Origin of the sequence: Clostridium algidicarnis, assembly GCF_000703125.1 — a bacterium.
Lineage (GTDB): Bacteria > Bacillota > Clostridia > Clostridiales > Clostridiaceae > Clostridium_L > Clostridium_L algidicarnis.
The window spans coordinates 2,524,495-2,551,493 of the sequence record NZ_JNLN01000001.1; the positions used below are offsets into that span (position 1 = coordinate 2,524,495).

Below are 26,999 nucleotides of genomic sequence, written 5' to 3' on the forward strand. Positions count from 1 at the left end.
AGGCTGGTGACCCTAATGGGTAATGTGGATAATGAAAAATTAAAAGCAATTGAAACTGCTATGACTCAAATTGAAAAACAATTTGGTAAAGGATCTATAATGAAACTAGGTGGCGGAAGCTTACTAACTGTAGACTCTATTTCTACAGGATGTTTAGATATTGATATTGCACTAGGAATAGGTGGGGTACCTAAGGGAAGGGTTGTTGAGATATATGGCCCAGAATCTTCTGGTAAGACTACTGTTGCCCTTCATATAGTTGCAGAATCACAAAAAAATGGAGGAACGGCAGCTTATATAGATGCTGAAAATGCATTAGACCCAGCTTATGCTAAAAGACTAGGAGTAGATATAGATAATTTAATTGTGTCTCAACCAGATACTGGTGAACAGGCACTGGAAATAACTGAAGCTTTAGTTAGATCAGGAGCTATTGATGTAATTGTAGTGGATTCTGTAGCTGCCTTAGTTCCAAGGGCAGAAATAGAAGGCGAAATGGGAGATTCTCATGTAGGTTTACAAGCAAGACTTATGTCTCAAGCATTAAGAAAACTTTCTGGAAGTATTAATAAATCAAAATGTGTAGCTATATTTATTAATCAACTAAGAGAAAAGGTTGGAGTAATGTTTGGTAGTCCAGAAGTTACTCCAGGTGGAAGAGCTCTTAAGTTCTATTCATCTGTAAGACTTGATATAAGAAGAATTGATTCAATTAAACAAGGCGATGATGTGGTTGGAAATAGAACTAGAGTAAAGGTTACAAAAAACAAAGTAGCGCCTCCTTTTAAACAAGCTGAATTTGATATCATGTATAATGGTGGAATTTCAAAAGAAGGTAGCGTTCTAGATATAGGCTCAAAAGAAGATATTGTTCAAAAAAGTGGATCTTGGTTTTCTTATAAGGATGTTAGACTTGGTCAAGGTAGAGAAAATGCCAAGCAATACCTAAAAGAAAATTCTGAACTTATGAAAGAAATAGAAGTTCTTATAAGAGAAAAGTTTAATTTGCCATTGAGTAAGGTGGACGCGGAAAAAGCTAAATCAGTAAACAAAGAATCTAAAACAGTGGATTCAAAAACAGTGGATTCAAATAAAGATGATGAATCAAAAAATGTAAAACAGAAAAAATAAAGGTACTTTTAAAAACTGCAAGAATAGTTCTTGCAGTTTTTATGCATCAATTCATCTTGACATAGATTTGAATTTAAAATATAATATAGACAAATACTGGTTTGATATAATCAAATAGTATTTATAAAAAAGAATTAAACACCTTTTCTATGAGATAGGTTGACTAAAGCTTAAATTCACATAGAAATTAAGGAGGTGTTGTGACATGGATTCAACTTTTAAAATTTTACTAATAACTATTGTTATACTAGCATTAGCTGGCATTGCTATATATATTCTATTCCATAATAAAATAAAAGAATCTAAAAGTAAACTTCTAGATATGGAAAAAGAGGCTGAAGCAATACTTGTTAGCAGTAAAAAAGAATCAGAGAACTTAAAAAAAGAAGCAATTTTAGAAGCTAAAGAAGAGGTTCACAAATTAAGAAGTGATTTTGAAAAAGAGTCTCGTGAAAGAAGAAATGAAGTACAAAGATTTGAAAGAAGACTAATCCAAAGGGAAGAAACTTTAGACAAAAAAAGTGATTCATTAGAGAAAAAAGAAGAGAACTTAAGTAAAAAGGCTCAACAAGTGGAAGAACTTGAAAGCGGAGTGAAAGATTTATATTCACAACAAAGACAAGAACTTGAAAGAATTTCAGGATTATCTGCAGAAGAGGCAAAGCAGATATTACTTGAAGAAGTGCGTAGAGAAATTAAACATGAGACTGCATTAATGATTAAAGATATTGAATTGAAGGCTAAAGATGAAGCAGATAAAAGAGCAAGAGAGGTAATAACTTGTGCTATACAAAGATGTGCTGCAGATCATGTATCTGAATCAACTGTACATGTAGTAGCTTTACCTAACGATGAAATGAAGGGTAGAATTATAGGCAGAGAAGGTAGGAACATAAGAACTCTTGAGACATTGACAGGTGTAGATTTAATTATCGATGATACACCAGAAGCAGTTATATTATCTTGCTTTGACCCTATAAGAAGGGAAGTTGCAAGGATAGCACTAGAAAAACTAATTGTTGATGGAAGAATTCATCCAGCTAGAATCGAAGAGATGGTTGAACGAGCTAAAAAAGATGTAGAAAATGACATAAAAGAAGAAGGTGAGCAAGCTACTTTTGAGACAGCTGTTCACGGATTACATCCTGAATTGATTAAACTTTTAGGAAGACTAAAATACAGAACTAGTTATGGTCAGAATGTACTTAAACACTCTATAGAGGTTTCCTATTTAGCTGCGCTTATGGCATCAGAACTAGGACTTGATCCTACTATTGCTAAAAGAGCAGGATTATTACATGATATTGGGAAAGCTTTGGATCATGAAATAGAAGGGCCACACGCTCTAATAGGAGCAGATATGGCTAAAAAGTATCATGAATCTGCTATAATAGTTAATGCTATTGCAGCTCATCATGGTGATGTAGAAATGCAATCTCTTGAAGCAGTATTGGTTCAAGCTTCAGATGCTATATCTGCTGCTAGACCAGGAGCTAGAAGAGAGACATTAGAAACTTATATTAAACGTCTTGAAAAGCTTGAAGAGATTTCAAATAGTCATGAGGGAGTAGAAAAATCTTATGCTATACAGGCGGGAAGAGAAATACGTATAATTGTAAAGCCTGATCAAGTTGATGACGCTGGAGCTATTGAAATGGCAAGAGATATAGTCAAAACCATAGAAAGCGAATTAGAATATCCAGGTCAAATAAAAATTAATGTAATAAGAGAAACTAGAGCTATCGATTATGCTAAATAGTTACACAAAAATAAAATACACTTTGCTTTAGCAAGGTGTATTTTATTTTTAAATATATTGCTATATAGAAAGGACTTTTTACATATGTGTAGAATTATAGTAGTTATAGAGATGTATTAACTATTATTGTTTAAATGCAATAGATGATTTTATATTTAGGGGGTAAAATTAATGGAAATATTAAAAGTATCTACTAAATCTAATCCTAACTCTGTAGCAGGGGCCTTAGCGGCCATATTAAAAGAAAAAGATACCGTAGAAATTCAAGCTATAGGAGCTGGAGCTGTTAATCAATCAATCAAAGCTATAGCAATAGCGAGAGGGTTTGTGGCTCCTAGTGGTAAAGACCTTATTTGTGTGCCTGCATTTACAGATATTGAAATTGATGGAGAAGAGAGAACTGCAATCAAATTAATTATCCAATGTAGGTAATTATAAAAGGACTTGCAACTACGAAATCATTTTGTTTTTTGCTATAATGAGTTTAGTAAAGGGTTTCAAATTGTATTAGATTTTTTATAGATATAAAATTATAAACACAAAATATATTTAAAACGGGGGAAACATAAATGAAACTTTCTTTAAAAGCAAAACAAATAGAACCATCTTTAACTTTAGCCATTACGGCTAAAGCTAAAAAAATGAAATCAGAAGGTATAGATGTCATTGGCTTTGGAGCAGGAGAACCTGATTTTGATACTCCAGAAAATATTCAAAATGCCGCTATAGAAGCTATGAAAAAAGGATTAACAAGATATACACCAGCATCAGGAATTATTGAACTTAAGGATGTTATTGTTGAGAAGTTTAAAAAAGATAATAACCTTTCTTATGATTCATCACAAATAATCATATCTACAGGTGCAAAGCAATGTTTAGCTAATGTATTTCAAGCTATATTAAACCCTTGTGATGAAGTTATTGTGTCTACACCATACTGGGTGAGCTACCCTGAACTAATAAGGCTTGCAGACGGGGTACCGGTATACGTAAATAGTGGAAAAGGAAACAATTTTAAGTACACTTTAGAATCATTGAAAGGTGCAGTAACAAGCAAAACAAAGGCAATTATAATTAATAGTCCTAATAATCCTACAGGAACTTTGTATAGTAAAGAAGAATTGGTTTTTATAGCTAACTTTTGTAAAGAAAATGATATAATAATAATCTCTGATGAGATATATGAAAAATTAATATATGGAGACAAAAAGCATATAAGCATAGCTAGTGTATCTGAAGATGCTTACAATAGAACTATAGTTATAAATGGTGTGTCTAAATCCTATGCAATGACTGGATGGAGAATTGGATATGCTGCTGGCCCAAAAGAGATAATCAAGCTTATGTCTAACATACAAAGCCATACAACCTCTAACCCTAACTCCATAGCTCAATATGCGGCCGTTGAAGCTATTTCTGGGAATCAAGATACTATGGATTTTATGGTAAAGGAATTTAGCAATAGAAAAGATTATATGGTTAATAGAATTGAAAAGATAAAAGGTATATCTGCAATAAATCCAGATGGCGCATTTTATGTAATGATAAATATAGAAGATTTACTAAATAAAAAGATTAATAATGAGGTTATAAAGGATTCATTAGATTTTTCAAGATTACTTCTAGAACAAGAAAGAGTAGCTGTTATACCAGGGGACGCTTTTGGAGTTAGTAATTACATAAGACTATCTTACGCTACCTCTTTAGATAATATAAATAAGGGTTTAGATAGAATAGAAGCATTTATAGCTAAGATAATTTAAACAGTTTGTTTTAAAAAGATGATTTAGTGTTATATTGATAGTATGAACTTTAGATAAGGAGTGTTATTATGGAAAAGAATTTGAAATTATATCTACCAGTTGAGGGTGTAGTAAAACCAATATCTGAGGTGAACGACTATTTATTTAATAAAAAGATAATGGGTGAAGGCATCGCCATAGAACCAAAAGGAAATTTTTTATACGCTCCTGTATCAGGAGAAATAACTTTGATTTATGAAGGACGGCATGCTTTATCTATAAAAACAGATTCGGGACTTCAAGTATTAATACATGTAGGAATAGATTCTGTTAAGTTAAACGGTAAAGGGTTTGCCTATTATGTAAATAAAGGAGACCATGTCGATGTAGGAGATAAAATTTTATTTTTTGATAGAGAATATATAGAAAAGTATGCATCAACTACAACACCTGTGGTAATAACGAATTCAGAACTTATTTCCAACATATCATTTAATTATAAAGCCTATAAAGTAGGGGATGTAATTATGGATATTACTTTAAAACCTTGAACTATGAAATAAACATGATATAATATAGTAGCTAATTAAAATTTGAATTAAAGAGGTGAATATAATGATTTCAAAAGAGGTAATCGTTAAAAATGGCACTGGACTTCATGCGAGACCTGCTACATTGCTTGTTAAAAAGGCGTCTTCATTTAAATCAGACGTGAGCATAGAGTTTAATGGGAAAAAAGCTAATGTTAAAAGTTTAATAGGAGTTTTATCTCTTGGCGTAACAAAGGATTCTACAATTACAGTTATGGCGTCAGGGGACGACGAAACTCATGCAGTAGAAGAAATAGCTAAGCTAATTAAATCATTAGAAGAATAAGAAGAAAAGAATAAAAAGATACTCCATAAAGGAGTATCTTTTTATTTTTCTTTAAAACTTATCAATCTAGTTTTAAAAATAAAAACTAAAAGATTCAAGCCTGAAATTCCTATGATAATATATAAAAACCTTTCTATAAAGTCAAAAGAACTAAAAAGCAAATAAAATATATTAGTATTGGTAACACCGATTAAACCCATGTTTATTGATCCTATTATAACTAATATGAATGATATCTTATCAAAAACATTTAATTTATACATAGCATCCTCCTTATAATATCTAATATTAGTTTATTAATTAAAAACTAAAATAGAACTATTTAAATAAATATGATATAATACGAATAATGATATAATTAAAAACAAATACGTTCGTATGGAGGTAATTATGAGAAACCAATATTCTACACCACTTAATAGCAGGTATTCTTCTAAGGAAATGAGCTATTTATTTTCTGAAGAGTATAAGTTTACTACTTGGAGAAAGTTATGGGTGGCATTAGCAAGAAGCGAGAGGGCACTCGGACTTGAGATAACTGAAGATCAAGTTTCAAAATTAGAAGAAAATATACATAATATAAATTATGAAGATGCTATAATTAAGGAAAAAGAAATAAGACATGACGTTATGAGCCATATTTATGCTTATGGACTGCAATGTCCAGAGTCAAAAGCAATAATACATTTAGGGGCTACCAGTTGTTTTGTTGGAGATAATACGGATCTTATAATAATGAAGGAGGCACTTAATCTTATTAAAAAGAAGATTTTAAATATAATAAATTCTTTGTCTAAATTTGCAATAGAATATAAAGAGCTTCCTACTCTTGGATTTACACATTTTCAACCAGCTCAACTTACAACAGTAGGAAAAAGGGCGACTTTGTGGATTCAAGATCTTATGATAGATTTAGAAAGCTTACAATATGTAATAGATTCACTAAAGTTTAGAGGAGTAAAAGGAACTACTGGAACTCAGGCAAGCTTTATGAATTTATTTAATAATGATGAAGAGTTGGTAAAAAAATTAGACACCTTAGTTGCGAGAGAATTTGATTTTAAAGAAAGCTATGATGTTACTGGCCAAACATATCCTAGAAAAATAGATTCTATAGTACTTAATACACTTTCTGAAATTGCTCAAAGTGCTTATAAGTTTAGTAATGATTTGAGATTACTTCAAGGCATGAAGGAAATGGAAGAACCTTTTGAAAAGACTCAAGTAGGTTCTTCGGCTATGGCATACAAAAGGAATCCTATGAGATCTGAACGCATAGGTGCCCTATCAAGGCTAGTTATAGTGAATTCTTTAAACCCTGCAATAACTGCTGCGACTCAATGGTTTGAAAGAACTTTAGATGACTCTGCTAATAAGAGAATAGCTATAGCTGAGGCTTTCCTAGCTTTGGATGGAGCTTTAAATCTTTATTCAAATATATCTTCAAACTTAGTGGTCTATGATAAAATAATCGAATCTCATGTAATTAACGAATTACCTTTTATGGCTACAGAAAACATATTAATGGAAGCTGTAAAAAAAGGTGGAGATAGGCAAGAACTTCATGAACGAATAAGAATACATTCTATGGATGCGGCAAGTAGAGTTAAAAAAGAAGGACTTAATAATGATTTAATAGATCGAATAATAAATGACAAAAGCTTCCCTTTTACTGAAGATGAAATTACAAAAATTATAAATCCTAAAAATTTCATAGGAAGAGCTCCCGGTCAAGTTACTGATTTTATTGAATCCAAAGTAAAACCTATACTCGAACTCAATTCTGATTTAATTGGTGGCATAACTGAAATTAACGTATAGAATATTAAGAGGTGTAAAGTGTGTTTCAAACATGCTTTATACCTTTAGTTTTATTGAATTTTAACATAAAACTATACTTTTTATAATAGATAATGAAAATCCTACAAATAACGTCGCTAAATGTATATTTAGCGACGTTATTTACTTTTGTAAAAAAGTAAGGTAAACTATATATATAGGAATAATATATGAAATTTAGGTGATAATCATGAAATATGACATAAAGAGTATTTATAATCAAGATCTTCCCCCTTCTGTTATAGCGTTTTTAAGCTATTTAGAAACTATTAAAGGTAAATCAATAAATACTATAGAAGCATACAAAGTTGACTTAACTATGTTCTTAAGATTTATAAAAGCATACAAAGGCCTTTCAAGTGATGATTTAGAATTTGAGGATATACCTATTAATGATGTAGATAAAGCGTTACTTCAACAAATATCTTTAACTGATTTATATGCATTTATATCATTTACTGAAAAACATAGAAATAATGGAAATTACGCTAGAGCTAGAAAAGTAGCCACCTTAAAGTCTTTTTTTAATTACCTTAACAATAAGGCTAAGATCATTAATGAAAATCCCGCTACAGAATTAGAATCTCCAAAGATAAATCAAAGGAACCCTGTATACTTAACCCTTGGTGAGAGCCGCACCCTTCTACATTCAATGGATAAAAGTGAAAAGAATTATGAGAGAGATTATTGCATAGTAACCATATTTCTAAATTGCGGATTAAGGCTTTCAGAGCTGTGCGGTATAAATATTTCTAGAATTAAAGATGACACTTTAACTGTTATAGGTAAAGGAAATAAAGAAAGAACGGTTTATTTAAATCAAACCACATTAAGTGCTATAGATGATTATTTAAAAGTAAGAGATGCATCAAAGGTTGCAGAAAGTGATAAGGATGCTTTATTTATAAGTTCGAAAAATAATAGGATAAATAAAAGAAGCGTTGAAAGAATAGTAAAAAAACATATAAAAGCAGCGGGCTTAGATAGTGATAAGTATACTCCTCACAAATTAAGACATACCGCAGCAACTTTAATGTACAAGCATGGTAATGTAGATATAAGAAGTCTTCAAGATATATTAGGCCATGAAAATATATCTACTACCCAAATATATACTCACGTAGATGACGAAAGATTGAGGGAAGCAGTAAAATCTAATCCTTTAAATCAAGACGAAACTATATGATTTTAAAGAAAAATATAGAACTCCTATGACCATTTATACCTATAATATTATTTTAAAATCTAAAATAAAATTACAGAGGCAATTGAATTTCAATTTACCTCTGTAAAATTTAATTTTTAACTAGTATATAATTTATTTTTTACCTACGTATCCCCTACTCTTTTCCTTTTAATATTATTAATCCTGGATAGGCTTCAGTTGCTAATGAATTAAAATTTGACTCGTTATCTAATATACTTTTTACGTTTTCTAAATCTTCTATAAAATAAACTTTTTTATTGTCCACTTCTTCTATATATGGATCATTTATATTTTCTAAATTAAAGTTTTTATCATCAGATTCATAATTAGGCTTATTCTCATTGGGCGCATATTCTAAGTCCGCTAAGTTCTTTGGAAACTCTTCCCCTTCTAAAACATAGTTCTCTAGATCTTCCATATTTATAGAACGTACATCTGAGATGTTTTCCTCTAAACACTTAAAGCAATTGTCACAAATCTTATTTGGATCTAAGTCACACATATCATCCTCTGTGCTAGAATCATAATTAGATAGTTTGTTTTTATTTTTATCCGTAGTAATCACCTCTATCTTAAATTTACAATATATTAAACTTTAGTATTATATTATAACACAAATATTTTAAAAATCAATTTTAAAAAGATAATGGAAAATAGCATAAGAAAACTTTTTGTAAATATTATCAAATTAAAAGAACGTAGGTTTGAATTAAGTGAGATTATATGGTATAATAATTTTATTAATTAAGATTGTGGGGTGTTTATTAATGACGGAACAAGCAAATTCAAAACAAGAAGAAATATACGCATTTTTAAAGAGCTATACTGAATTAAAAGGTTATCCTCCTTCAGTAAGAGAAATATGTGAGGCAGTGTCATTAAAATCGACTTCTACTGTTCATGGACACTTAAAAAGATTAGAGAAAAAAGGTTTTATAAAAAGAGATCCTACAAAACCAAGAGCTCTAGAAATATTAGAACTATCCATGTCTAAAAAGGAAATGGTTGATATCCCAATCATAGGAAAAGTTACTGCTGGATTACCTATCTTAGCTGTAGAAAATATTGAAGATACATTTTCTATGCCTATGAACTTTGTAAAACATGATAAGGACTTATTTATATTAAAGGTAAGTGGGGATAGCATGATTGATGCAGGAATACATAGTGGCGATTTGGCCATTATTGAAAAAGGTGAAACTGCAACCAATGGTGAAATTATTGTAGCGCTAATAGAAAACGAAGCTACAATAAAAAGATTTTTTAAAGAAGATGGTTTTATAAGACTTCAGCCAGAGAATAAGAGTATGAGCCCAATAATAGTAAAAGACTGTGTTGTTTTAGGAAAACTAGTAGGAATATATAGAAGATATTAGAAAACAATAAAAGCACTAAAGTTATAGTGCTTTTATTGTTTTATTATTTCATTATTTTAGACAGTGCTATTAAAACTCCAAGCTTACCATGATCAAAGGTTAATCCACCTTGAAGATAAGCTATATATGGATCTCTTATAGGTGCATCTGCTGAAAGTTCTATGGAGGATCCTTGAATAAACGCTCCAGCAGCCATGATTACTTGATCTTCATATCCTGGCATTTCCCATGGCTCACATTCCACAAAGGAATCTATAGGTGATCCTTGTTGTATGCCCTTGCAAAAGTTAATTAAAATATCCTTATCATTAAACTTTATAGCTTGTATTATATCACTTCTTTTATCATCAAATTTTGGCATAACCTCAAATCCTGAAAGTTCCATAAGTCTTGAGGCAAATACAGCTGTTTTTACTGCTTCCATAGATATATGTGGAGCCAGAAAAAGGCCTTGAAACAATTGTCTCATCACTCCAAAAGTTGACCCACACTCCCCTCCTATCCCTGGCACAGTTAGTCTAAAGGATGCTTGTTTAACATACTCCTCTTTTCCAACTATATAGCCTCCTGTAGGAGAAATACCTCCACCTATATTTTTTATTAATGAACCGGCCATTAAGTCAGCACCAACATCTGTAGGTTCTTTTGTATCTATAAATTCACCATAGCAATTATCAACAAATACAATTACATCTTTTCTTATGTCCTTTATAAAAGTAATCATTTCTTCTATTTCAGAAATTAAAAATGATTTTCTCCAGCCATAACCTGTAGAACGTTGTATATGTATAAGCTTTATGTTTTTATCAGTTTCAAGCTCTGACTTTATAGCTTTAAAGTTAACCTTACCTTCAATTAAATCTATTTGTTTATAATTTATTCCGTACTCTTTAAGTGAACCGATATTTGTTTCGTTGCTTATTCCAATTATCCCATGAAGAGTATCATAAGGGGTACCACAAATAGATAACATAGTATCATTAGGTCTTAAATTACCGAAAAGTGCTGTACCTATGGCATGTGTACCATTTACAAAGTGCGGTCTTACAAGGGCAGCTTCTGCATTAAATATTCTGCAATAAACTTTTTCAAGTGCGTCTCTTCCTATATCTCCATAACCATAACCTGAAGAATTAGTAAAATGTATATCGCTTATTCTTTCTTTTTGCAGTGCCATCAAAACCTTTGATTGGTTATATTCTCTTATCTCATCATACATCTTAAATTGATCATCTATATCTTTTAAAGTCATTTCATATAGTTCTAAGATTTTATCGCTTATTCCGTAATTAGATTTATATAGTTCTTTTGTAGCGTCAAGCATTATTTAGTCTCCTTCGAATTTTAAATTTATATGTAAATACAATAAATTAATAGGCAACTAAGTTGCCTATTAACCCCTAAAATCAAACAAATTATTTATTGAAGTCTTCAGTGTTATTAAATGAAATTGGTTTTAGCGGGGTTATTGTTGTAATCGCATGTTTATATACTAGCATTTCTTTACCATCTGAATCAAGTATAATAATAAAATTATCAAAGCCTTTAACTATACCTTTTAGCTGAAATCCATTAGTAAGGTACATAACTACGGGTACATTATTTTTTCTTGATTCATTTAAAAATATGTCTTGTAAGTTATTTGTTAATTTATTCATATCCTCATCCTCCAAAATATCTTTAAGGTAGTATTCTATAAATATAGAAAATATCCTCTTTAGATTGTATAGATTAATAGTTTATAATATATAGCGCCTTATTAACCTTTTATTTCTTTAGTAATAAAATTTAATATTTCTTCATCTGAATATATATCTTTATCCATATATTTAACCCTTGGGTCCTTTCGAAACCAAGTTAGTTGCCTTTTTGCATAATTTCTAGAATTTTGTTTTATATCCTCTATAGCATCATCTAAGTTAGTATCTAAACTAAGATATTTTAGTAGTTCTTTATATCCAATTCCTTGCATAGATTGTAAGTTCTCACTGCAGCCTAAGGATTTCAACTTAGTTACCTCTTCTAAAAGCCCGTGCTTCATCATAATGTCTACCCTTTTATTTATTCTATCATATAAATCTTTCCTATTCATAGTAAGGGCATAATAATATATATCATAAGGAACATCATATAAATCATCTCTTTTAAAAGAACTAAAGGGTTTTCCCGTAATGTGGTAAACTTCTAATGCTCTAATAACTCTTTTCGAATTGTTTGGATGGATTTTATCATAACTTTCTGTATCTATGTCCTTAAGCATACCATGGACATATTGTTTCCCTTTTTCGTTTGTTAAGTTTTCTAGATAATTTCTATAATCAATGTCTTTGTTTCCTTCAGTAAAATCTAAGTTGCATATAATAGAATCTATATAAAGGCCCGTACCACCTGAAATTATAGGTATCTTTTTTCTACTAATGATATCTTTAATTTTTTCAGTGGCTAAAGATTTATATTCTGAAACTGTAAAACTATCCATTGGAGATATAATATCTATTAAATGATGTGGTACCTCTTCTTGAAATTTTTGTTCTACCTTAGCTGATCCAATATCCATATCCTTATATATTTGCATAGAATCTGCTGAAATTATTTCTCCATCAATACTCTTAGCAAGCTTAATAGATAGTTCTGTTTTACCAACTGCTGTAGGCCCTGTGAGTATTATTAATTTGTCTTTCATTTAGATCACCTTAATTAAATGGTTTATGCTAGAGTGGAATAACATAAACTATTGTACCCTTTTAAATTTTTTTTCTAATTCATAATTAGTAAATTTTATAATTGTTGGTCTACCATGAGGGCAAGTAAAAGGCTCTTCTATTGTAGAAAGCTCTTTTAATAATGATTTCATCTCATCTAAAGATAGTTTATCATTTCCTTTTATGGCAGACTTGCATGCCATAGTTGCAATTCTATTATACTTTACAACATCCGTACTTCCTGTACCGAAATTTTTAATATCATCTAATATAGATAAAAATGTGTTTTTAACATCTAGTTTACCTAATATATAAGGAACTTCTCTAATATATAAGGTGTTTTCACCAAATTCTTCTATATGAAATCCACTTTTTAAAAACAGTTCTTTATTTTCAATATAATATCCAAAATCCTCATAGTTAAGCTCTAAAATACAAGGAGTAAGTAAGCTTTGTATTATGACATTTGAATTTACAATTTCTTTTTTATACTTCTCGAAAAATATTTTTTCGTGTGCTGCATGTTGGTCGACAATATATAGTGTATGATCATATTCTGCTAATATATAGGTTTTATTATATTGACCTATTACATTTAACGGCGGAAGTTTATCTTTTTTGAAGCTATCTTCATCTAACTGAATCTCAGATCTAGATAGATCGTGGCTTTTTAAATCTACTGGAATATCTATAGTTCCCACAGTTATATCTTCTTTATTTAACATAACATCATCTTGATTTACAGAACCCTTAGTATCATTAAAAGCATCCTTTTGTATACTAGGTAAATCATCATGGCCATATTTATAGTCATTACTTTTAGGCTCACTTGAATTTTCAACAAAGTTTGAATTCTCTTTTAGAAAGTTTATCTTTTCATAAGGAGAACCTTCATAAATACTTGGTTTATTTTTTTCCTCGGGTAAATAAAAGCTGCCTTCTAGATGATCTTTTAATTTATTATGGACTGCATTAAACACAGAAGAATAAATGATTCTTTCATCTTTAAATTTAATTTCAGCCTTAGTTGGATGTATATTAACATCAATATATTCAGGAAAAATATCAATAAACACTATGAAAAATGGATGTTTATTAATAGTCAAAAAGCTTCTATAAGCATTTTCTACAGCAGTGGTTATAGTTCTATTTTTGATAAATCTTTTATTAATAAAAATAGATTGGTTGTTTCTACTTTTTCTACTTATCTCCTCGGTACCTATATATCCATATACAGATAAGGTATCTTTATGATTTTCAAAATATATAGAGTTATCAGCTATGGTTTTACCATAAATACTTCTTATGCTATCTAGCTGATTAGAGGTTCCATAAGTAGTTAAAGATTTTTTATTGTTATTATAATAACTAAAAGATATTTCTGGATTAGAAAGGGCAATTTTACTTACAATCTCACTAATCAATGAGGTTTCTCTTGTTTTAGACTTTAAAAACTTTTTTCTTGCAGGCACGTTATAAAATATGTCTCTTACTTCTATAGTTGTACCTACATTACATCCAACTTCTTTTATAGATTCAATCTTACCACAAGATACAAAAATTTCTACACCAAAATCATTAGAGGCTATTCTAGAAGATAGTCTTACCTTAGAGATCGCTGCTATACTAGCTAAAGCCTCTCCTCTAAATCCTAGAGTGTTTATATTGTATATATCTTCAATAACTGAAATCTTACTTGTAGCATGAGGTATAAAGGCAGTTTTTATATCATCAGGATGTATGCCTACACCATCATCAATTATTTTTATTAAAGTTTCTCCGCCCTCTTCTATTTGAATTGTAATATTTTTTGCCTTAGCATCTATACTGTTTTCTAAAAGCTCTTTAACTACAGAAGAGGCTCTTTCAACAACCTCCCCTGCTGCAATTTTATTTGAGGTGTTTTCATCTAAAATATTAATTCTATCCAAAAGGTATCACCACCTTTTATTAATTTATATCCTTAATTTTTTTATCTAATTTATTAAGTTTAATCTATATCTTTAGCTTTTTTAACCAGTTCATTAAGTTTAACCATGCAATCTAAAGGAGTCATGTTTAGTATATCAATTTCAGATATATCTACCATAAAGTTTTCTTTCTTTAAGTCTTTAAATCCTATCTGATATATATCCTTTTTATCCAGAGGTTGATGGCTATCTTCTTTAATTAAATCTTTATTAATTTTAAGTGGGTCTTCTTTATCAATATTTTCATTGATTTCAAGTTCATTATTTGAATTGCTCTTTAAATTTTTTTCATTATCTAGAATCTTTTCACCATCTAGATCTTTTTTGTTATCTAAATGCTTTTCCTTCGATATCCTTTTACTCTTAGAATCCTTCTCAAGGCTTAAAAGGATATCTCTTGCCCTATTTATAACCTCTTTTGGAAGGCCTGCAAGTTTTGCTACATCTATACCATAAGATTCATCTGCACCTTTAGGTAATATCTTTCTTAAGAACACTATGCTATTATCTATTTCTTTTACAGAAACTGAATAGTTTTTTACGCCCTTAAGGCTATCTTCAAGTATTGTTAGCTCGTGGTAGTGAGTTGCAAATAAAGTTTTAGACCTTAAATTTTTATTTGTACAAATATATTCTATAACGGACCAGGCGATACTAAGCCCATCATAAGTACTAGTCCCCCTACCCACTTCATCTAATAAAATCAAGCTTTTACTTGTAGCGTTTTTAAGTATATTAGAAACTTCGCACATTTCAACCATAAAGGTACTCTTACCACCAGCTAAATCATCTGATGCACCAATCCTTGTAAATATCTTATCACATATACTTATATCTGCATAATCAGCAGGTACAAAGCTGCCTATTTGTGCCATTAATACTATAACAGCTATTTGACGCATATAAGTTGATTTACCTGCCATATTAGGGCCTGTAATAAGCAATAGTTGATCATCATTTGTATTCATGTAGGTATCATTACTTACAAACCTACCTTTTTCTATTACCTTTTCAACAACGGCATGCCTTCCCTCTTTAATATTTATATAATCCTCATCATTTATAATTGGACGTACATAATTATTTTCCAGGGCCACATTAGTTAAAGAATAAAGACAATCTATAGTGGATATATGCCTTGCTGTAGTTTTCATTCTTTCAACATGGTTTTCGATTTTATCTCTTATATCTACAAATAATTTGTATTCTAAATCTATAAGATTTTCTTCTGCACCTAAAATTTGATCTTCAATTTCTTTTAACTCTTGAGTAATGAATCTTTCCGCATTAGATAAAGTTTGTTTCCTTATGTATCTATCCTTTGGAATAGAATCATAGTGAGTTTTAGTTATCTCTATATAGTAACCAAATACTTTATTATAACCTATTTTTAAAGACTTAATTCCAGTGAACTCTCTTTCTTTACTTTCCATAGAGGCTATCCACATTTTTCCCTTAGATTTTGCTTCTTTAAAGCCATCTATTTTTGAATTAAAACCCTCCTTTATTAAGTTACCTTCCTTTAAAGATAATGAAGGTGTCTCTATTATAGAATCATCTATAAGATTATAGACATCTTCTAATTCATCTATATTATTACTTATATCTTTTAATATATTAGATTTAGAATCTTTTAATAGCCTTTTTATATCTGGAAGTTTTTTTAAGGAAGCTTTTAATGAAAGTAATTCCTTAGCATTTACATTTTTATTAGAAATTTTTCCTATAATTCTTTCTATATCATAAATATCTTTTAAGGAATACTTAATATCATCTAAAAGGCCAAGGTTATTATAGAACTCATCTACACCGTCTAATCTATAATTTATAAGGTCCTTACTTATAAGGGGCTGTTCTATCCACCGTCTAAGCATCCGGCTACCCATAGCTGTATTAGTGCTATCTAATATACCAAGTAAAGATCCTTTTTTACTTTTATCCATTATACTTTCTGTAAGTTCTAAGTTCCGTCTAGAATTCACATCTATAGCCATAAATTCGTAAACATCATAAACTTCTAGAGATGTTATATTAGATAAAGATTGTTTTTGTGTATCCATAATATAATTTAATAATCCACTAGCAGAAAAAGTTATCTCCTCTTTTAAATAAACTTTATTATTTGGGAATTGAAGTTTTACATTTTCATAAGAATTATTAGTAAAATAATTTATAGGTTTTTTAGTTATAACAATATTATTAAAAATATTTGTTTTAACATCAAGGCTTTCTTCGATGTCTTCACATATAATTATTTCTTTAGGTCGGAATTTAGAAAGTTCATCTATAACCAAATCATAATTTAAGCTAAATACTGTGCTAAAAAATTCTCCGGTTGAAATATCCGATATACTTAGCGATATATTTTTATGATCCCCATAAATACTCATTATATAATTGTTTTTATTTTCGTCAATAAAACTACTATCATTAAAGGTCCCAGGGGTAATAACCTTTATCACATCTCTTTTAACAATACCTTTAGCCTCTGCAGGGTCTTCTGTTTGCTCACAAATGGCTACCTTATAGCCTTTAACTATTAGTCTACCTATATAAGCCTTTGATGCATGATACGGGATGCCACACATAGGAGCCTTTTCTTCTAAACCGCAATCCCTTCCGGTTAGAACAAGTTCTAGTTCCCTTGAAGCTAACTTTGCATCTTCAAAAAACATTTCATAAAAGTCACCTAATCTAAAAAACAATATACAATCTTTATAACGTTCTTTTATCTCAAAATATTGTTGCATCATAGGCGTTAGTGCCATATTATTTCCTCCTTAGTGTTGATTTTAAAAGGTCTTAGTATAAATATTTAAGACTTTTTAAATTTTCTCTCCATTAAGAGAAAAAGATAAAGCTTTGGTTATCTTAACATTAACCAATTCACCTATGTCCGTTGTATCCCCTACAAAGTTAACTATTTTACCTGTACGAGTTCTTCCACAAAGCTTAGTATCATCATTTTTACTAGGACCATCTACAAGAACTTCTAAAACTGCGCCTTCATAGCTCTTATTTTTATTTATAGCAACTTTATTTACAATCTTCATTAGATTATTAAATCTTGCGTGCTTTTCTTCATTAGTTATTTGATCTTCCATCATATCTGCTGGTGTATACTTTCTTCTTGAGTAAATGAAGGTATAAGCAGAATCAAATTCTACTTCTTCTATAAGACTTAAAGTGTCTTCAAAGTCCTTTTCTGTTTCTCCAGGGAATCCTACAATTATATCTGTGCTTATTGATATACCTGGGATTTCTTTTTTTACCTTCTTTATTATATTTAAATAATCTTCTCTATCATAATGTCTATTCATCTTCTTTAATATGTCACTAGAGCCACTTTGAACAGGGAGATGTATTTGTTCGCATATCTTATCACAGTCTCTAATTGCATAGATTACCTCATCTGATAGATCCTTTGGGTGAGATGTCATAAATCTTATTCTTTTAATTCCCTCTATTTCATTAACACGTCTTAAAAGCTCAGCAAATGTAATCTTTTCATCTAATTCCTTTCCATAGGAATTAACATTTTGTCCTAAAAGGGTAATCTCTTTATAGCCCTTTGAAATTAGATCTTTTATTTCATTTTCTATATCTAGAGGCTTTCTACTTCTTTCTCTTCCTCTAACATAAGGCACTACACAGTAAGTACAAAAATTATTGCAGCCATACATTATAGTTACAAACGCTTTTGTGTCACTATCTCTATCTATAGGTACTCCCTCTATAATTTTAGTTTCTTTATCCATTATCTCTTTTATTTGTACCTTGTCTTGAATAACTCTATTTAGGTACTCTGGGAACTTATAAGCATTATGTGTTCCAAAGATTATATCAACAAAGGGATGCTTTTTAAGAATCATATCTGCCATACCCTTTTGTTGCATCATACAACCACAAACAGCTATAATTAAATCTGGGTTTTCTTTCTTTATATTTTTTAATGCACCTATATTACCATAAACCTTAAGTTCTGCATTTTCTCTTACACAACAAGTATTAAATATGATAATGGATGCTTCTAATTTGTCTTGAGTTTTTTCATAACCCATATTTTTTAGCATTCCAGAAAGTTTTTCTGAATCTTCCTCATTCATTTGACAACCAAAAGTTTCTATATAATATTTCATTATTTCTTCTACTCCTCATTATACTATTTTCAAAAATATTGTTTTCAATAACACGAAAATATCATTTTACTACATTATATATAACTTCATAGCTTTTTTGAAGTTATATTTTGTATATTGCCTTATATATATTCATAATTTAATAATAAATTGGGTAAAAAAGTTCTTGGTTAATTAAGATTTATTTAAATAATTGAAAAATTGAAATAAATGCTTCCTAAGAATATAATAAAAGAGGAAAAGTAATTGCCTTGTAGAACTATATAAGTGGACGTAATATATTTTGGAGGTGCTTTTATGAATATTCAATTCTCAGATAGAATGAGCGAAATTAAAGCTTCAGCAATCAGAGAACTATTAAAACTAACACAGCAACCAGAAATAATATCTTTTGCAGGGGGGTTACCTGCTCCTGAGTTATTTCCTTTAGAAAATATGGAGAAAATAGCTTCAAAGGTTATAAGAGAACAAGGTCAGGCTGCACTACAATACAGTACTACTGAAGGATTTAATCCTTTAAGAGAAGTTATAATTGAGCAAAGGTTAAAGCCAGCTGGTATAAATGCTACTTTAGATAACATTATGATTTGTAGTGGTTCTCAGCAAGCTTTAGAATTCTCTGCTAAATTATTTGTTAATGAAGGAGATGTAATCCTTTGTGAAAGTCCTACATATTTAGGGGCAATAAATGCGTTTAGAGCTTATAGACCTAGATTTGTAGAGATACCTATGGATGATGATGGAATGATTATTGAGGAGCTTGAAAAGGCATTAAAAGAGAATAAAAATGTTAAATTTATTTATACTATCCCTGATTTCCAAAATCCAACAGGTAGAACTATGAGTATAGAAAGAAGAAAGAAACTTGCTAAGATAGGTGCAGAGTATAATATACCAGTACTTGAAGATAGTCCTTATGGTGAATTAATATTTGATGGAGAGGTTTATCCTAGCATTAAAAGCTTTGATGAGGACGGATTTGTAATTCAACTTGGAACATATTCAAAAACTTTTTGCCCAGGACTTAGAATTGGTTGGATATGTGCACATGAGGATATAATACAAAAATATGTAACTATAAAACAAGGAGCAGACCTTCAGTCTAGTACATTAGACCAAAGAATAGTAGCTGCTTATATGCAAGAATATGATTTAGATGAGCATATAAAAACTATAATAGAAGTTTATAGAAAACGTAGAGATGTTATGATTAACACTATGAAAGATACCTTCCCAAAAGAAGTGAAGTTCACAAATTCTAAGGGAGGATTATTTACTTGGGTAGAGCTAAGAGAAGATTTAGATGCAGCTAAGATACTAGAAGAGGCATTGAAATTAAAAGTTGCTTTTGTACCAGGAGCATCTTTCTTCCCTAATGGCGGAAATAAAAATTACTTTAGATTAAATTACTCAAACATGTCTGAAGAAAAGATAAAAGAAGGTATAGAAAAACTTGCAGAAGTTCTAAAAAAATATTACAAGTAATTTATAGTAATTTATAGGCCTTTCCTGTAGATTAAATTTATGGGAAGGGCCTTTTAATTAAATAATTTTCTAATTTAAAAGGAGGTTATTATATGATATTTTCTGAAAGAATCAAATCAATGCAATTTTCTCCTATTCGTAAACTTACTCCTTATGCAAATGATGCTATAATTAAAGGTAAAAAGGTATTTCATTTAAACATCGGTCAACCAGATATTGAAACACCGGAATTATTCTTCGAATCTATTGCAAATTTTAAAGAAACAGTACTAAAATATACTAACTCTCAAGGAATGGACATATTAATTGATAGTTTTATTAAGTATTATAAACAGTGGGATATAAACTTTGAAAAGGACGAAATATTAATAACTAATGGTGGTAGTGAGGCCCTATTATTTGCTATGATGGCAATATGTGATATTGGTGATGAAATTATAATTCCAGAGCCCTTTTATACTAATTATAATGGGTTTAGTGAAGCTGCGGGAGTTAAAGTAGTACCTTTTTTAACTAGAGCAGAAGAGGGATTTCACCTACCTAAAAAAGAGGAAATATTAAAAAAAATAACACCTAAAACTAAAGCTATATTAATATCAAATCCAGGTAATCCTACAGGGGTTGTTTATACCTATGATGAGGTAAGAATGTTGTCTGATATAGCTAAGGAGAAAGACATATACTTAATTGCTGATGAGGTTTACAGAGAATTCATATATGATAATCTAAAATACACTTCTGCACTCTACATGACTGATATCTTAGATAGAGTTATCTTAATAGATAGTATATCTAAGAGATATAGTGCTTGTGGTGCTAGAATCGGTTTAGTAGCTTCTAAGAATAAAGAGCTTATAAACCAAATACTTAAATTGTGTCAATCAAGGCTTTGTGTTCCAACCTTAGAACAGGTCGGCGCCGCTAGTTTGATTAATACTCCTAAAGAATACTTTTCAAGAGTTACAAAAGAGTATGAAAATAGAAGAAATATACTATATTATAATCTAAGTGTTATACCAGGTGTGATTTGTGAGAAACCAACAGGAGCTTTTTATGTAATTGTAAAGCTTCCTATTGAAGATGCTGAACATTTTTCTAAATGGATGCTAACAGATTTTGAATATGATAATAAAACAGTAATGGTAGCTCCAGCAGAAGGGTTCTATGCAACGCCTTCACTTGGGAAAAATGAAATTAGAATATCTTATTGTATAAATTCTGATGAGCTAAAAGAAGCCATGATGATATTATCTAAAGGATTAGAAAAATATAAAAGTATTTTTTAATAAAAAGGAGGGTGTACACCCTCCTTTTTATTATCACTATAGTTTGACTAACTACTTTCGAAAAAGATAGTTAGTCAAAAAATAACTTTGAAATATTTTGTTTCTTGTTGAAAACATTGCCATTTTTTTAAATAACAGTATGATTAAATCCCCAGGTTGAAATCTCTTCTTTAAATGTAAACCCAATGCTTTTATACAAACTTATAGCTTTTAGATTGTCTTCTAAAACCTTTATAGATACTCTTTCATAACCTTTCTCTAAAGCTATGTTTAATAACTTTTTCAAAAGAATCTTACTATAGCCTTTACCTCTAAAGTTTGGTATAAGACCAAAGTTAACTATGGTTACCTCATCATTGTCTAAAATTAGTTGACCATAACCTATATAATTATTTTGATACTTTAAAAATACACTGCAAGATTTCAGATAATAATCTTGATTTTCATCGAATATTATATCTTCAACTATAAGAGGTGTTCTATCTTTATTTTGGAATATACTATTTTGAATAAAGCATCTTAAAGATTCTTGACTCCCCTCTTTAAGTATCTCAAAATTTAAGTCTTTTGAAATATTAAATTCAAAAGGACTATCTAAGTTTATTGTTAGATTTTTATTTGATTCAACTTTAATAAATCCTAAACATTCCAATAATTCATAGTTGTAATTGTTTTTTTTACACTCATATAATAAGTTATAATCTTTTTTAAAATTACTTATATAATTATTAATAGAAACAACATTAGAAGATTTATCAATCCACATATCATTTATAACATAATCATGTCTTTCATACTGGCTATACCACATATATCCAATATAACCCGTATCATCTTTAAGCAATAAAGTAGAAGATTTCATATGAATCTTTTCAAAAGTATTATAACTATTGTAATGGAAATGGTAGTCTTTATTTAATTCATTAAATTCTTTAGAGTCTTTTAACATGTTTTTAAATATATCATAATTCTTTCCTGAAAGTTTAACAGAGTTATACATAATTACCTCGTCATCATCCTTAATTATTTAACAAAATTAGTATAATACATGGTTCAATTTAAGTCAATAAATTATAATGTAACTACATAGATTCTATATACTCTAGGTAGTCATTTATAAACAGTTCTTGAATGTCTATATATTGTATTATTTTATCTAACTTTTTCATATATTTCATTTCACTATAATTTTTATGCTTTACATATCTTTTTTTGCCAAGCTTCCAAAACTTGTGAGGAAATATAATTAGGGCGAGCATTATTTCTAATTCTTCTTTCGTAAGGGGTCTCTCTTCTACATAAGATTCTATTATAGGTTTTGCCTTATTAAAGTCCCATTTAAATTCACTTTTATGCATAATTCTTCTTATGTACTTTCCTAAATCATTAACTTCTAAATCTATGATTATACTATCTAGATCTACAATATAATAACTATCTTCAGCTTTTAAGATATTTTGATAATAAAAACTATCATGACATAAGGTTTTGTTATATTCTGCTTTTTTTGATACAGCATAGTACTCAGAATTTTGAAGTATATTTAATGAAAGCATTCCCCTTTGGTATAAAATATCTATATATTTAAGATAAGTTTTATCAAATTCATTTATAAGTCTTTTACGTTCTATTATCCTTTTGTAATATTCAAGATCAGAAAGATTTTCTAAAAATACCTTTGGCCAGTTTTTTAAATTGTTTTTTATTTTAAGATTAGATATATCTATCTTTTCTACTGCATTATGAAACTCTGCTAGCAGTAAAGCACATTCAGCGGCATCTAGGGTAGTATCTATACTGCATTCTTTACCATCTATCCACTCCGTTAAATAGAGGATGTATTTACTATACTTAACATAGTTATAGCCATCTTTAGTTTTAATGTATTTTGCTACCTTTTTAAATCCTATTTTATTTAGCTCTTGCACTAATATAAATCCGTTTTTTACTTTATATCTGCCACTTTTCATCCGTTTTAAACAATAGGTGCCTTCTTCACATATAACTTTATAGGCACTTCTCACCTTTTGCACCTCTATAATATTGAATCCATATTGATTCATAGATTGTTCTATCATTTTCTTTTCTTTAGGCCATATCTTAATATTACTATTAGAAGAGTCTTCTAACAATTATCTCACCTCATAAGAATATTATAATCTATATAAATATACTTATATATTAATATTTTATGACATAAATGGTGAAACCTCATTAAGAATTATAGTAATCCATCTTAATGAGGTTTTATTATTTGAAAGTATTTTAAAATTAGAGGTTAAATATTCACAGTGATATTTAAGATTAAAGATGTTTTTCTTCACTAATTTTATTTAGTACCTCATCTATAACAAAGCTTGGTGTAGAGGCACCTGCTGTAATTCCTATAACAGTAGAATCAGGCACCTTAAAAAAGTCAAAAGGTAATTCTTTTGCTGTTTCTATGTGTATGGTATCTTTGCAGTTTGATTTGCATATTTCATATAGCTTATTTGTATTAGAACTATTCTTACCACCTATAACTATCATCTTATCAGATTCTTTTGAAATATTAAAGGCGTCTTTTTGCCTAGTTTCTGTAGCTGAGCATATAGTATTAAATGCTAAGAATTCTTTGCACTCTTTAGAAACTACATACATAACCTTTTCAAAGTTTTCTTGCTTTTCTGTAGTTTGTGCTACAATACATACCTTTTTAGGTAAAGAGCTAGTTACATCACCATTTTTAAATACAAGTGCATTATTATCACACCATCCATTAATACCTTTGATTTCTGGATGATTCGGATCTCCAACTATTATTATAGAGTAACCTAATTCATAATATTTATTAACCTTTTTTTGTATATGAGATACAAATGGACATGTTAAATCCACTATATTAAGTTCCTTTTCTTTTAACGTTATATATACATCTTTAGATATACCATGAGATCTTATGATTATAGTATCATCTTTTTTTAAGGAAGATAGGTTCTCTATGTCTACAGGGGTTATTTTATGGCCTTTAAGGTGACTTATAACACTTTCATTATGAATTAGAGGCCCTAGTGTATATATGGGCTTGTTTAAGGCTTTTTGAGTAAGTAAGGCTTTTTCCACAGCTCTTTTTACTCCAAAGCAAAATCCTGAGTTTTCTGATATTATTATTTTAGCACCCATTATTATCTCCTTTTAAAACTTTATATATTGAGAAATCTTATTTACAACACCATCTATATCAAGGCCTGTAGTATCTATCTCTATAGCATCTTCTGCTTTTTTTAGAGGATCGCTCTCTCTTGTAGTATCTAGATAGTCTCTTTTTAATATATCTTCTAATATATCGTCATATTTCACACTTAAACCTTTATTAGTTAATTCTATATATCTTCTCTTAGCTCTTTCAGAAGGAGAGGCTGTAAGAAAGAATTTAAAGGGTGAATTTTTAAGAACCACGGTACCTATATCTCTACCATCCATGATTACATCATATTGCTTTGACATATCTTGTTGCAATTTAACTAACATTTGTCGAACCTCAGGTAAGGCTGCAAATTCAGATACATTTTTACTTATATTAGGATGCGTTATTTCATCTTCTATGTCTTTACCATTCAATATTAATCTATCGTCTTTAAAGGTCATATCCATGGTATTTATTAAGTTACATAATGTTTCAGTATCTTTTGAACTAATATTATTGGTAATAGCAGTTAATGTAACAGCTCTATACATAGCCCCTGTATTTATATACATAAGATCAAACTTTTTTGCTATTAATTTAGCAATGGTACTTTTCCCTGCACCTGCAGGCCCGTCTATAGCTACTGATAATCTCAAAATAATTCCCCTTTTCCATTATATTAATAATTGCTGTTTATATTTTTAAAACACTTAAAATTAAAACTTGTTACAACCTTTTTAAATCTGGTCTAAGGTTTGTAGCTCCTTTTAAGTATATAGGATAGATATCTTTAACATCAGCTTTAGGACTATCGTATAATACAAGGACCCTTATACATAGCGGTAGGTACTTTTCTTTTTCTACTTCCATTTCATTAAAGTGCATAATTGCAGTATTAGTTAAGCCTAGGACTTCGCGAAGATACTTTCCAGGATAATCTTTAGTTATATCTTTTGTACAGGAAAATACAATAGATATAATTTTATCTATTGTAAGATTATTCTTTTTTATCATAGTATCTATAAGTTCTATAGTTGATTCTTTTATATACTTTTTTTCATTATCTTCAATTGTAGTAGCACCTCTAATTGCTAGCATTAAGCTTCACCTACTTTGCTTCCTGCAAGATATCCTGTTGATAAAGCTATTTGTACATTATAACCTCCAGTAAAGGCATCTACATCTATGACCTCACCTGCAAAATATAAGTTGTCTATAATCTTAGATTTCATTGTAGAGGAATCTATTTCCTTAGTATCAATACCACCTGCTGTAACAATAGCTTCATCTATTGACCTTAACCCTTTTACATTAACTTCTATGTTCTTTAATAAGTTAACTAACGTTTTTCTCTCATCTTTTGTAATTGTGTTTACCTTTTTTTCAGGAGAAATCCCACTAAGCATTATTATAACATCTATAAGTTTACTTGGTAATAGATCTATTAATGCATTTTTAAAATCCTTATTTATATATTTTATAAAATCTTTTTGGACTCTATTATCTAAGGTACTAATATCTAAGGATGGTTTTAAGTCTATTTTAATTTTATATGACTCCTTATTATTTACGTATCTACTAGAGGTTAAAACTATAGGTCCTGAGATACCGTAATGTGTAAATATCATCTCACCAAATTCTTTGAAAATTGTTTTATTATTTTTAATTACACTTAGTTCAACATTTTTAAGTGAAAGTCCTTGAAGATCTTTTATCCATTCTTCTTTAATTTCTATAGGAACCAAAGAAGGCTTTGCTTTAATTATATTATGCCCAAGTTTTTTTGCGAATCTATATCCATCACCTGAAGATCCAGTTTGCGGATAAGATACACCTCCTGTACACAATATAAAATTATCAGCTTTTATTTCTTCTCCACTTTGTAGAACTACTGAAGTAATTAATTTATTGGTATATAAAAAATCTTTAACCTTTGAATTTAAAATTATTTTAATATTCTTTTGTATGAGCTCTTTATTAAAAGCTGCAATTATATCAGAAGATTTATCCGAGGCTGGGAATACCCTATCCCCTCTTTCAACCTTAAGAGGTACGCCTAAGGATTCTAAATAATTCATTACATCTAAATTATTAAATGTATAAAGAGAACTATATAAGAATTCTGGATTTCCAGGTATGTAATCAAAAAAGTCACTTATATCTTTAGCGTTAGTGACATTACATCTTCCTTTGCCTGTGATATATAATTTTTTTCCTATCTTTTCGTTGGCTTCTATCAAATAAACTATATTATTTTCGGAAGCTTTTAATGCTGCCATTAACCCTGCAGGGCCTGCGCCTATTACTACAACTTTTTTCAT

Annotated in this window: 25 protein-coding genes; 11 read left to right on the forward strand and 14 right to left on the reverse strand. The window is 29.5% G+C overall.

The genetic code is table 11. The annotated features are described in order from the left end of the window. Positions 1-15 precede the first annotated feature (15 nt). The 6 genes from recA to BV55_RS0112030 all read left to right on the forward strand — a co-directional run bounded on the left by recA (position 16) and on the right by BV55_RS0112030 (position 5,508). Positions 16-1,131 carry a recombinase RecA gene (gene recA / locus BV55_RS0112005; protein ID WP_029453058.1) on the forward strand — a complete coding sequence of 372 codons (1,116 nt, stop codon included), beginning with the start codon at positions 16-18 and terminating at the stop codon, positions 1,129-1,131. Positions 1,132-1,336: 205 nt separating this feature from the next. Further along, the gene (gene rny, locus BV55_RS0112010; RefSeq protein ID WP_029453059.1) at positions 1,337-2,890 is read left to right on the forward strand and encodes a ribonuclease Y; all 1,554 of its coding nucleotides are present in this window, start codon (positions 1,337-1,339) and stop codon (positions 2,888-2,890) included. 171 nt (positions 2,891-3,061) lie between these two features. Continuing rightward, positions 3,062-3,322 carry a stage V sporulation protein S gene (locus BV55_RS0112015; RefSeq protein WP_029453060.1) on the forward strand — a complete coding sequence of 87 codons (261 nt, stop codon included), beginning with the start codon at positions 3,062-3,064 and terminating at the stop codon, positions 3,320-3,322. A gap of 137 nt (positions 3,323-3,459) precedes the next feature. Next, positions 3,460-4,653, forward strand: coding sequence for a pyridoxal phosphate-dependent aminotransferase (locus BV55_RS0112020; RefSeq protein ID WP_029453061.1), 1,194 nt, complete (start codon positions 3,460-3,462; stop codon positions 4,651-4,653). Between the two features lie 68 nt (positions 4,654-4,721). After that, positions 4,722-5,183, forward strand: coding sequence for a PTS sugar transporter subunit IIA (locus BV55_RS0112025; RefSeq protein ID WP_029453062.1), 462 nt, complete (start codon positions 4,722-4,724; stop codon positions 5,181-5,183). Between the two features lie 64 nt (positions 5,184-5,247). After that, the gene (locus BV55_RS0112030) at positions 5,248-5,508 is read left to right on the forward strand and encodes an HPr family phosphocarrier protein (RefSeq protein ID WP_029453063.1); all 261 of its coding nucleotides are present in this window, start codon (positions 5,248-5,250) and stop codon (positions 5,506-5,508) included. Positions 5,509-5,549: 41 nt separating this feature from the next. Here BV55_RS0112030 and BV55_RS0112035 read toward each other — a convergent pair whose 3' ends face one another. Further along, positions 5,550-5,771, reverse strand: coding sequence for a DUF378 domain-containing protein (locus tag BV55_RS0112035; protein ID WP_029453064.1), 222 nt, complete (start codon positions 5,769-5,771; stop codon positions 5,550-5,552). A 127-nt stretch (positions 5,772-5,898) separates the two neighbouring features. Here BV55_RS0112035 and purB point away from each other — a divergent pair, with 127 nt between their 5' ends. Together purB and BV55_RS0112045 are read left to right on the forward strand one after the other, a co-directional pair. After that, on the forward strand, positions 5,899-7,329 hold the full coding sequence (gene purB, locus BV55_RS0112040; RefSeq protein WP_029453065.1) for an adenylosuccinate lyase: 1,431 nt from the start codon (positions 5,899-5,901) through the stop codon (positions 7,327-7,329). 208 nt (positions 7,330-7,537) lie between these two features. After that, complete coding sequence (locus tag BV55_RS0112045) at positions 7,538-8,533, forward strand: tyrosine recombinase XerC (RefSeq protein WP_029453066.1); 996 nt, start codon at positions 7,538-7,540, stop codon at positions 8,531-8,533. A 154-nt stretch (positions 8,534-8,687) separates the two neighbouring features. On the opposite strand, the gene BV55_RS0112050 is transcribed toward BV55_RS0112045, so the two are convergent. Beyond that, positions 8,688-9,119 carry a hypothetical protein gene (locus BV55_RS0112050; protein WP_146076375.1) on the reverse strand — a complete coding sequence of 144 codons (432 nt, stop codon included), beginning with the start codon at positions 9,117-9,119 and terminating at the stop codon, positions 8,688-8,690. A 202-nt stretch (positions 9,120-9,321) separates the two neighbouring features. On the opposite strand from BV55_RS0112050, the gene lexA reads away from it, so the two are divergent. After that, a complete protein-coding gene (gene lexA / locus BV55_RS0112055; protein WP_029453068.1) occupies positions 9,322-9,930 on the forward strand; it encodes a transcriptional repressor LexA in 609 nt (202 codons plus the stop codon). A 43-nt stretch (positions 9,931-9,973) separates the two neighbouring features. Here the strand turns inward: lexA and BV55_RS0112060 are convergent, their stop codons facing one another. The 6 genes from BV55_RS0112060 to miaB form a co-directional block, all read right to left on the reverse strand. Beyond that, the gene (locus BV55_RS0112060; RefSeq protein ID WP_029453069.1) at positions 9,974-11,254 is read right to left on the reverse strand and encodes a methionine gamma-lyase family protein; all 1,281 of its coding nucleotides are present in this window, start codon (positions 11,252-11,254) and stop codon (positions 9,974-9,976) included. A gap of 91 nt (positions 11,255-11,345) precedes the next feature. Beyond that, positions 11,346-11,588: an RNA chaperone Hfq gene (gene hfq / locus BV55_RS0112065; RefSeq protein ID WP_029453070.1), complete on the reverse strand. Its 243-nt coding sequence runs from the start codon at positions 11,586-11,588 to the stop codon at positions 11,346-11,348. A 101-nt stretch (positions 11,589-11,689) separates the two neighbouring features. Further along, entirely contained in the window at positions 11,690-12,613 is a 924-nt protein-coding gene (gene miaA / locus BV55_RS0112070; protein ID WP_029453071.1) for a tRNA (adenosine(37)-N6)-dimethylallyltransferase MiaA, read from the reverse strand. A gap of 48 nt (positions 12,614-12,661) precedes the next feature. Continuing rightward, entirely contained in the window at positions 12,662-14,563 is a 1,902-nt protein-coding gene (mutL, locus tag BV55_RS0112075; protein ID WP_029453072.1) for a DNA mismatch repair endonuclease MutL, read from the reverse strand. Between the two features lie 59 nt (positions 14,564-14,622). Beyond that, entirely contained in the window at positions 14,623-17,370 is a 2,748-nt protein-coding gene (mutS, locus tag BV55_RS0112080; RefSeq protein WP_029453073.1) for a DNA mismatch repair protein MutS, read from the reverse strand. A 57-nt stretch (positions 17,371-17,427) separates the two neighbouring features. Next, a complete protein-coding gene (gene miaB, locus BV55_RS0112085; protein ID WP_029453074.1) occupies positions 17,428-18,741 on the reverse strand; it encodes a tRNA (N6-isopentenyl adenosine(37)-C2)-methylthiotransferase MiaB in 1,314 nt (437 codons plus the stop codon). Positions 18,742-19,038: 297 nt separating this feature from the next. Here miaB and BV55_RS0112090 point away from each other — a divergent pair, with 297 nt between their 5' ends. Together BV55_RS0112090 and BV55_RS0112095 are read left to right on the forward strand one after the other, a co-directional pair. Beyond that, positions 19,039-20,226: an aminotransferase-like domain-containing protein gene (locus BV55_RS0112090; protein WP_029453075.1), complete on the forward strand. Its 1,188-nt coding sequence runs from the start codon at positions 19,039-19,041 to the stop codon at positions 20,224-20,226. A gap of 92 nt (positions 20,227-20,318) precedes the next feature. Continuing rightward, positions 20,319-21,512, forward strand: coding sequence for a pyridoxal phosphate-dependent aminotransferase (locus tag BV55_RS0112095; RefSeq protein ID WP_029453076.1), 1,194 nt, complete (start codon positions 20,319-20,321; stop codon positions 21,510-21,512). 127 nt (positions 21,513-21,639) lie between these two features. Here BV55_RS0112095 and BV55_RS0112100 read toward each other — a convergent pair whose 3' ends face one another. The 6 genes from BV55_RS0112100 to BV55_RS0112125 form a co-directional block, all read right to left on the reverse strand. Beyond that, positions 21,640-22,512, reverse strand: a complete 873-nt coding sequence (locus tag BV55_RS0112100; protein WP_029453077.1) for a GNAT family N-acetyltransferase — start codon at positions 22,510-22,512, stop codon at positions 21,640-21,642. 82 nt (positions 22,513-22,594) lie between these two features. Further along, positions 22,595-23,644 carry a CotS family spore coat protein gene (locus BV55_RS0112105; protein WP_035794409.1) on the reverse strand — a complete coding sequence of 350 codons (1,050 nt, stop codon included), beginning with the start codon at positions 23,642-23,644 and terminating at the stop codon, positions 22,595-22,597. Positions 23,645-23,816: 172 nt separating this feature from the next. After that, positions 23,817-24,674, reverse strand: coding sequence for a 4-hydroxy-3-methylbut-2-enyl diphosphate reductase (ispH, locus tag BV55_RS0112110; RefSeq protein WP_029453079.1), 858 nt, complete (start codon positions 24,672-24,674; stop codon positions 23,817-23,819). A gap of 12 nt (positions 24,675-24,686) precedes the next feature. Further along, on the reverse strand, positions 24,687-25,334 hold the full coding sequence (cmk, locus tag BV55_RS0112115; RefSeq protein ID WP_029453080.1) for a (d)CMP kinase: 648 nt from the start codon (positions 25,332-25,334) through the stop codon (positions 24,687-24,689). Between the two features lie 70 nt (positions 25,335-25,404). Next, entirely contained in the window at positions 25,405-25,776 is a 372-nt protein-coding gene (gene aroH, locus BV55_RS0112120) for a chorismate mutase (protein WP_029453081.1), read from the reverse strand. Further along, on the reverse strand, positions 25,776-26,999 hold the full coding sequence (locus BV55_RS0112125; protein WP_029453082.1) for a BaiN/RdsA family NAD(P)/FAD-dependent oxidoreductase: 1,224 nt from the start codon (positions 26,997-26,999) through the stop codon (positions 25,776-25,778). Before BV55_RS0112125 ends, aroH begins: the two co-directional genes overlap by 1 nt.

Bases quoted from the DNA above. Each gene is read 5' to 3' on its own strand.
- recA (WP_029453058.1), top strand. From the start codon at position 16: ATGGGTAATGTGGATAATGAAAAATTAAAAGCAATTGAAACTGCTATG.
- rny (WP_029453059.1), top strand. From the start codon at position 1,337: ATGGATTCAACTTTTAAAATTTTACTAATAACTATTGTTATACTAGCA.
- BV55_RS0112015 (WP_029453060.1), top strand. From the start codon at position 3,062: ATGGAAATATTAAAAGTATCTACTAAATCTAATCCTAACTCTGTAGCA.
- BV55_RS0112020 (WP_029453061.1), top strand. From the start codon at position 3,460: ATGAAACTTTCTTTAAAAGCAAAACAAATAGAACCATCTTTAACTTTA.
- BV55_RS0112025 (WP_029453062.1), top strand. From the start codon at position 4,722: ATGGAAAAGAATTTGAAATTATATCTACCAGTTGAGGGTGTAGTAAAA.
- BV55_RS0112030 (WP_029453063.1), top strand. From the start codon at position 5,248: ATGATTTCAAAAGAGGTAATCGTTAAAAATGGCACTGGACTTCATGCG.
- BV55_RS0112035 (WP_029453064.1), bottom strand. From the start codon at position 5,771: ATGTATAAATTAAATGTTTTTGATAAGATATCATTCATATTAGTTATA.
- purB (WP_029453065.1), top strand. From the start codon at position 5,899: ATGAGAAACCAATATTCTACACCACTTAATAGCAGGTATTCTTCTAAG.
- BV55_RS0112045 (WP_029453066.1), top strand. From the start codon at position 7,538: ATGAAATATGACATAAAGAGTATTTATAATCAAGATCTTCCCCCTTCT.
- lexA (WP_029453068.1), top strand. From the start codon at position 9,322: ATGACGGAACAAGCAAATTCAAAACAAGAAGAAATATACGCATTTTTA.
- BV55_RS0112060 (WP_029453069.1), bottom strand. From the start codon at position 11,254: ATGCTTGACGCTACAAAAGAACTATATAAATCTAATTACGGAATAAGC.
- hfq (WP_029453070.1), bottom strand. From the start codon at position 11,588: ATGAATAAATTAACAAATAACTTACAAGACATATTTTTAAATGAATCA.
- miaA (WP_029453071.1), bottom strand. From the start codon at position 12,613: ATGAAAGACAAATTAATAATACTCACAGGGCCTACAGCAGTTGGTAAA.
- mutS (WP_029453073.1), bottom strand. From the start codon at position 17,370: ATGGCACTAACGCCTATGATGCAACAATATTTTGAGATAAAAGAACGT.
- miaB (WP_029453074.1), bottom strand. From the start codon at position 18,741: ATGAAATATTATATAGAAACTTTTGGTTGTCAAATGAATGAGGAAGAT.
- BV55_RS0112090 (WP_029453075.1), top strand. From the start codon at position 19,039: ATGAATATTCAATTCTCAGATAGAATGAGCGAAATTAAAGCTTCAGCA.
- BV55_RS0112095 (WP_029453076.1), top strand. From the start codon at position 20,319: ATGATATTTTCTGAAAGAATCAAATCAATGCAATTTTCTCCTATTCGT.
- BV55_RS0112100 (WP_029453077.1), bottom strand. From the start codon at position 22,512: ATGTATAACTCTGTTAAACTTTCAGGAAAGAATTATGATATATTTAAA.
- ispH (WP_029453079.1), bottom strand. From the start codon at position 24,674: ATGGGTGCTAAAATAATAATATCAGAAAACTCAGGATTTTGCTTTGGA.
- aroH (WP_029453081.1), bottom strand. From the start codon at position 25,776: ATGCTAGCAATTAGAGGTGCTACTACAATTGAAGATAATGAAAAAAAG.
- BV55_RS0112125 (WP_029453082.1), bottom strand. From the start codon at position 26,999: ATGAAAAAAGTTGTAGTAATAGGCGCAGGCCCTGCAGGGTTAATGGCA.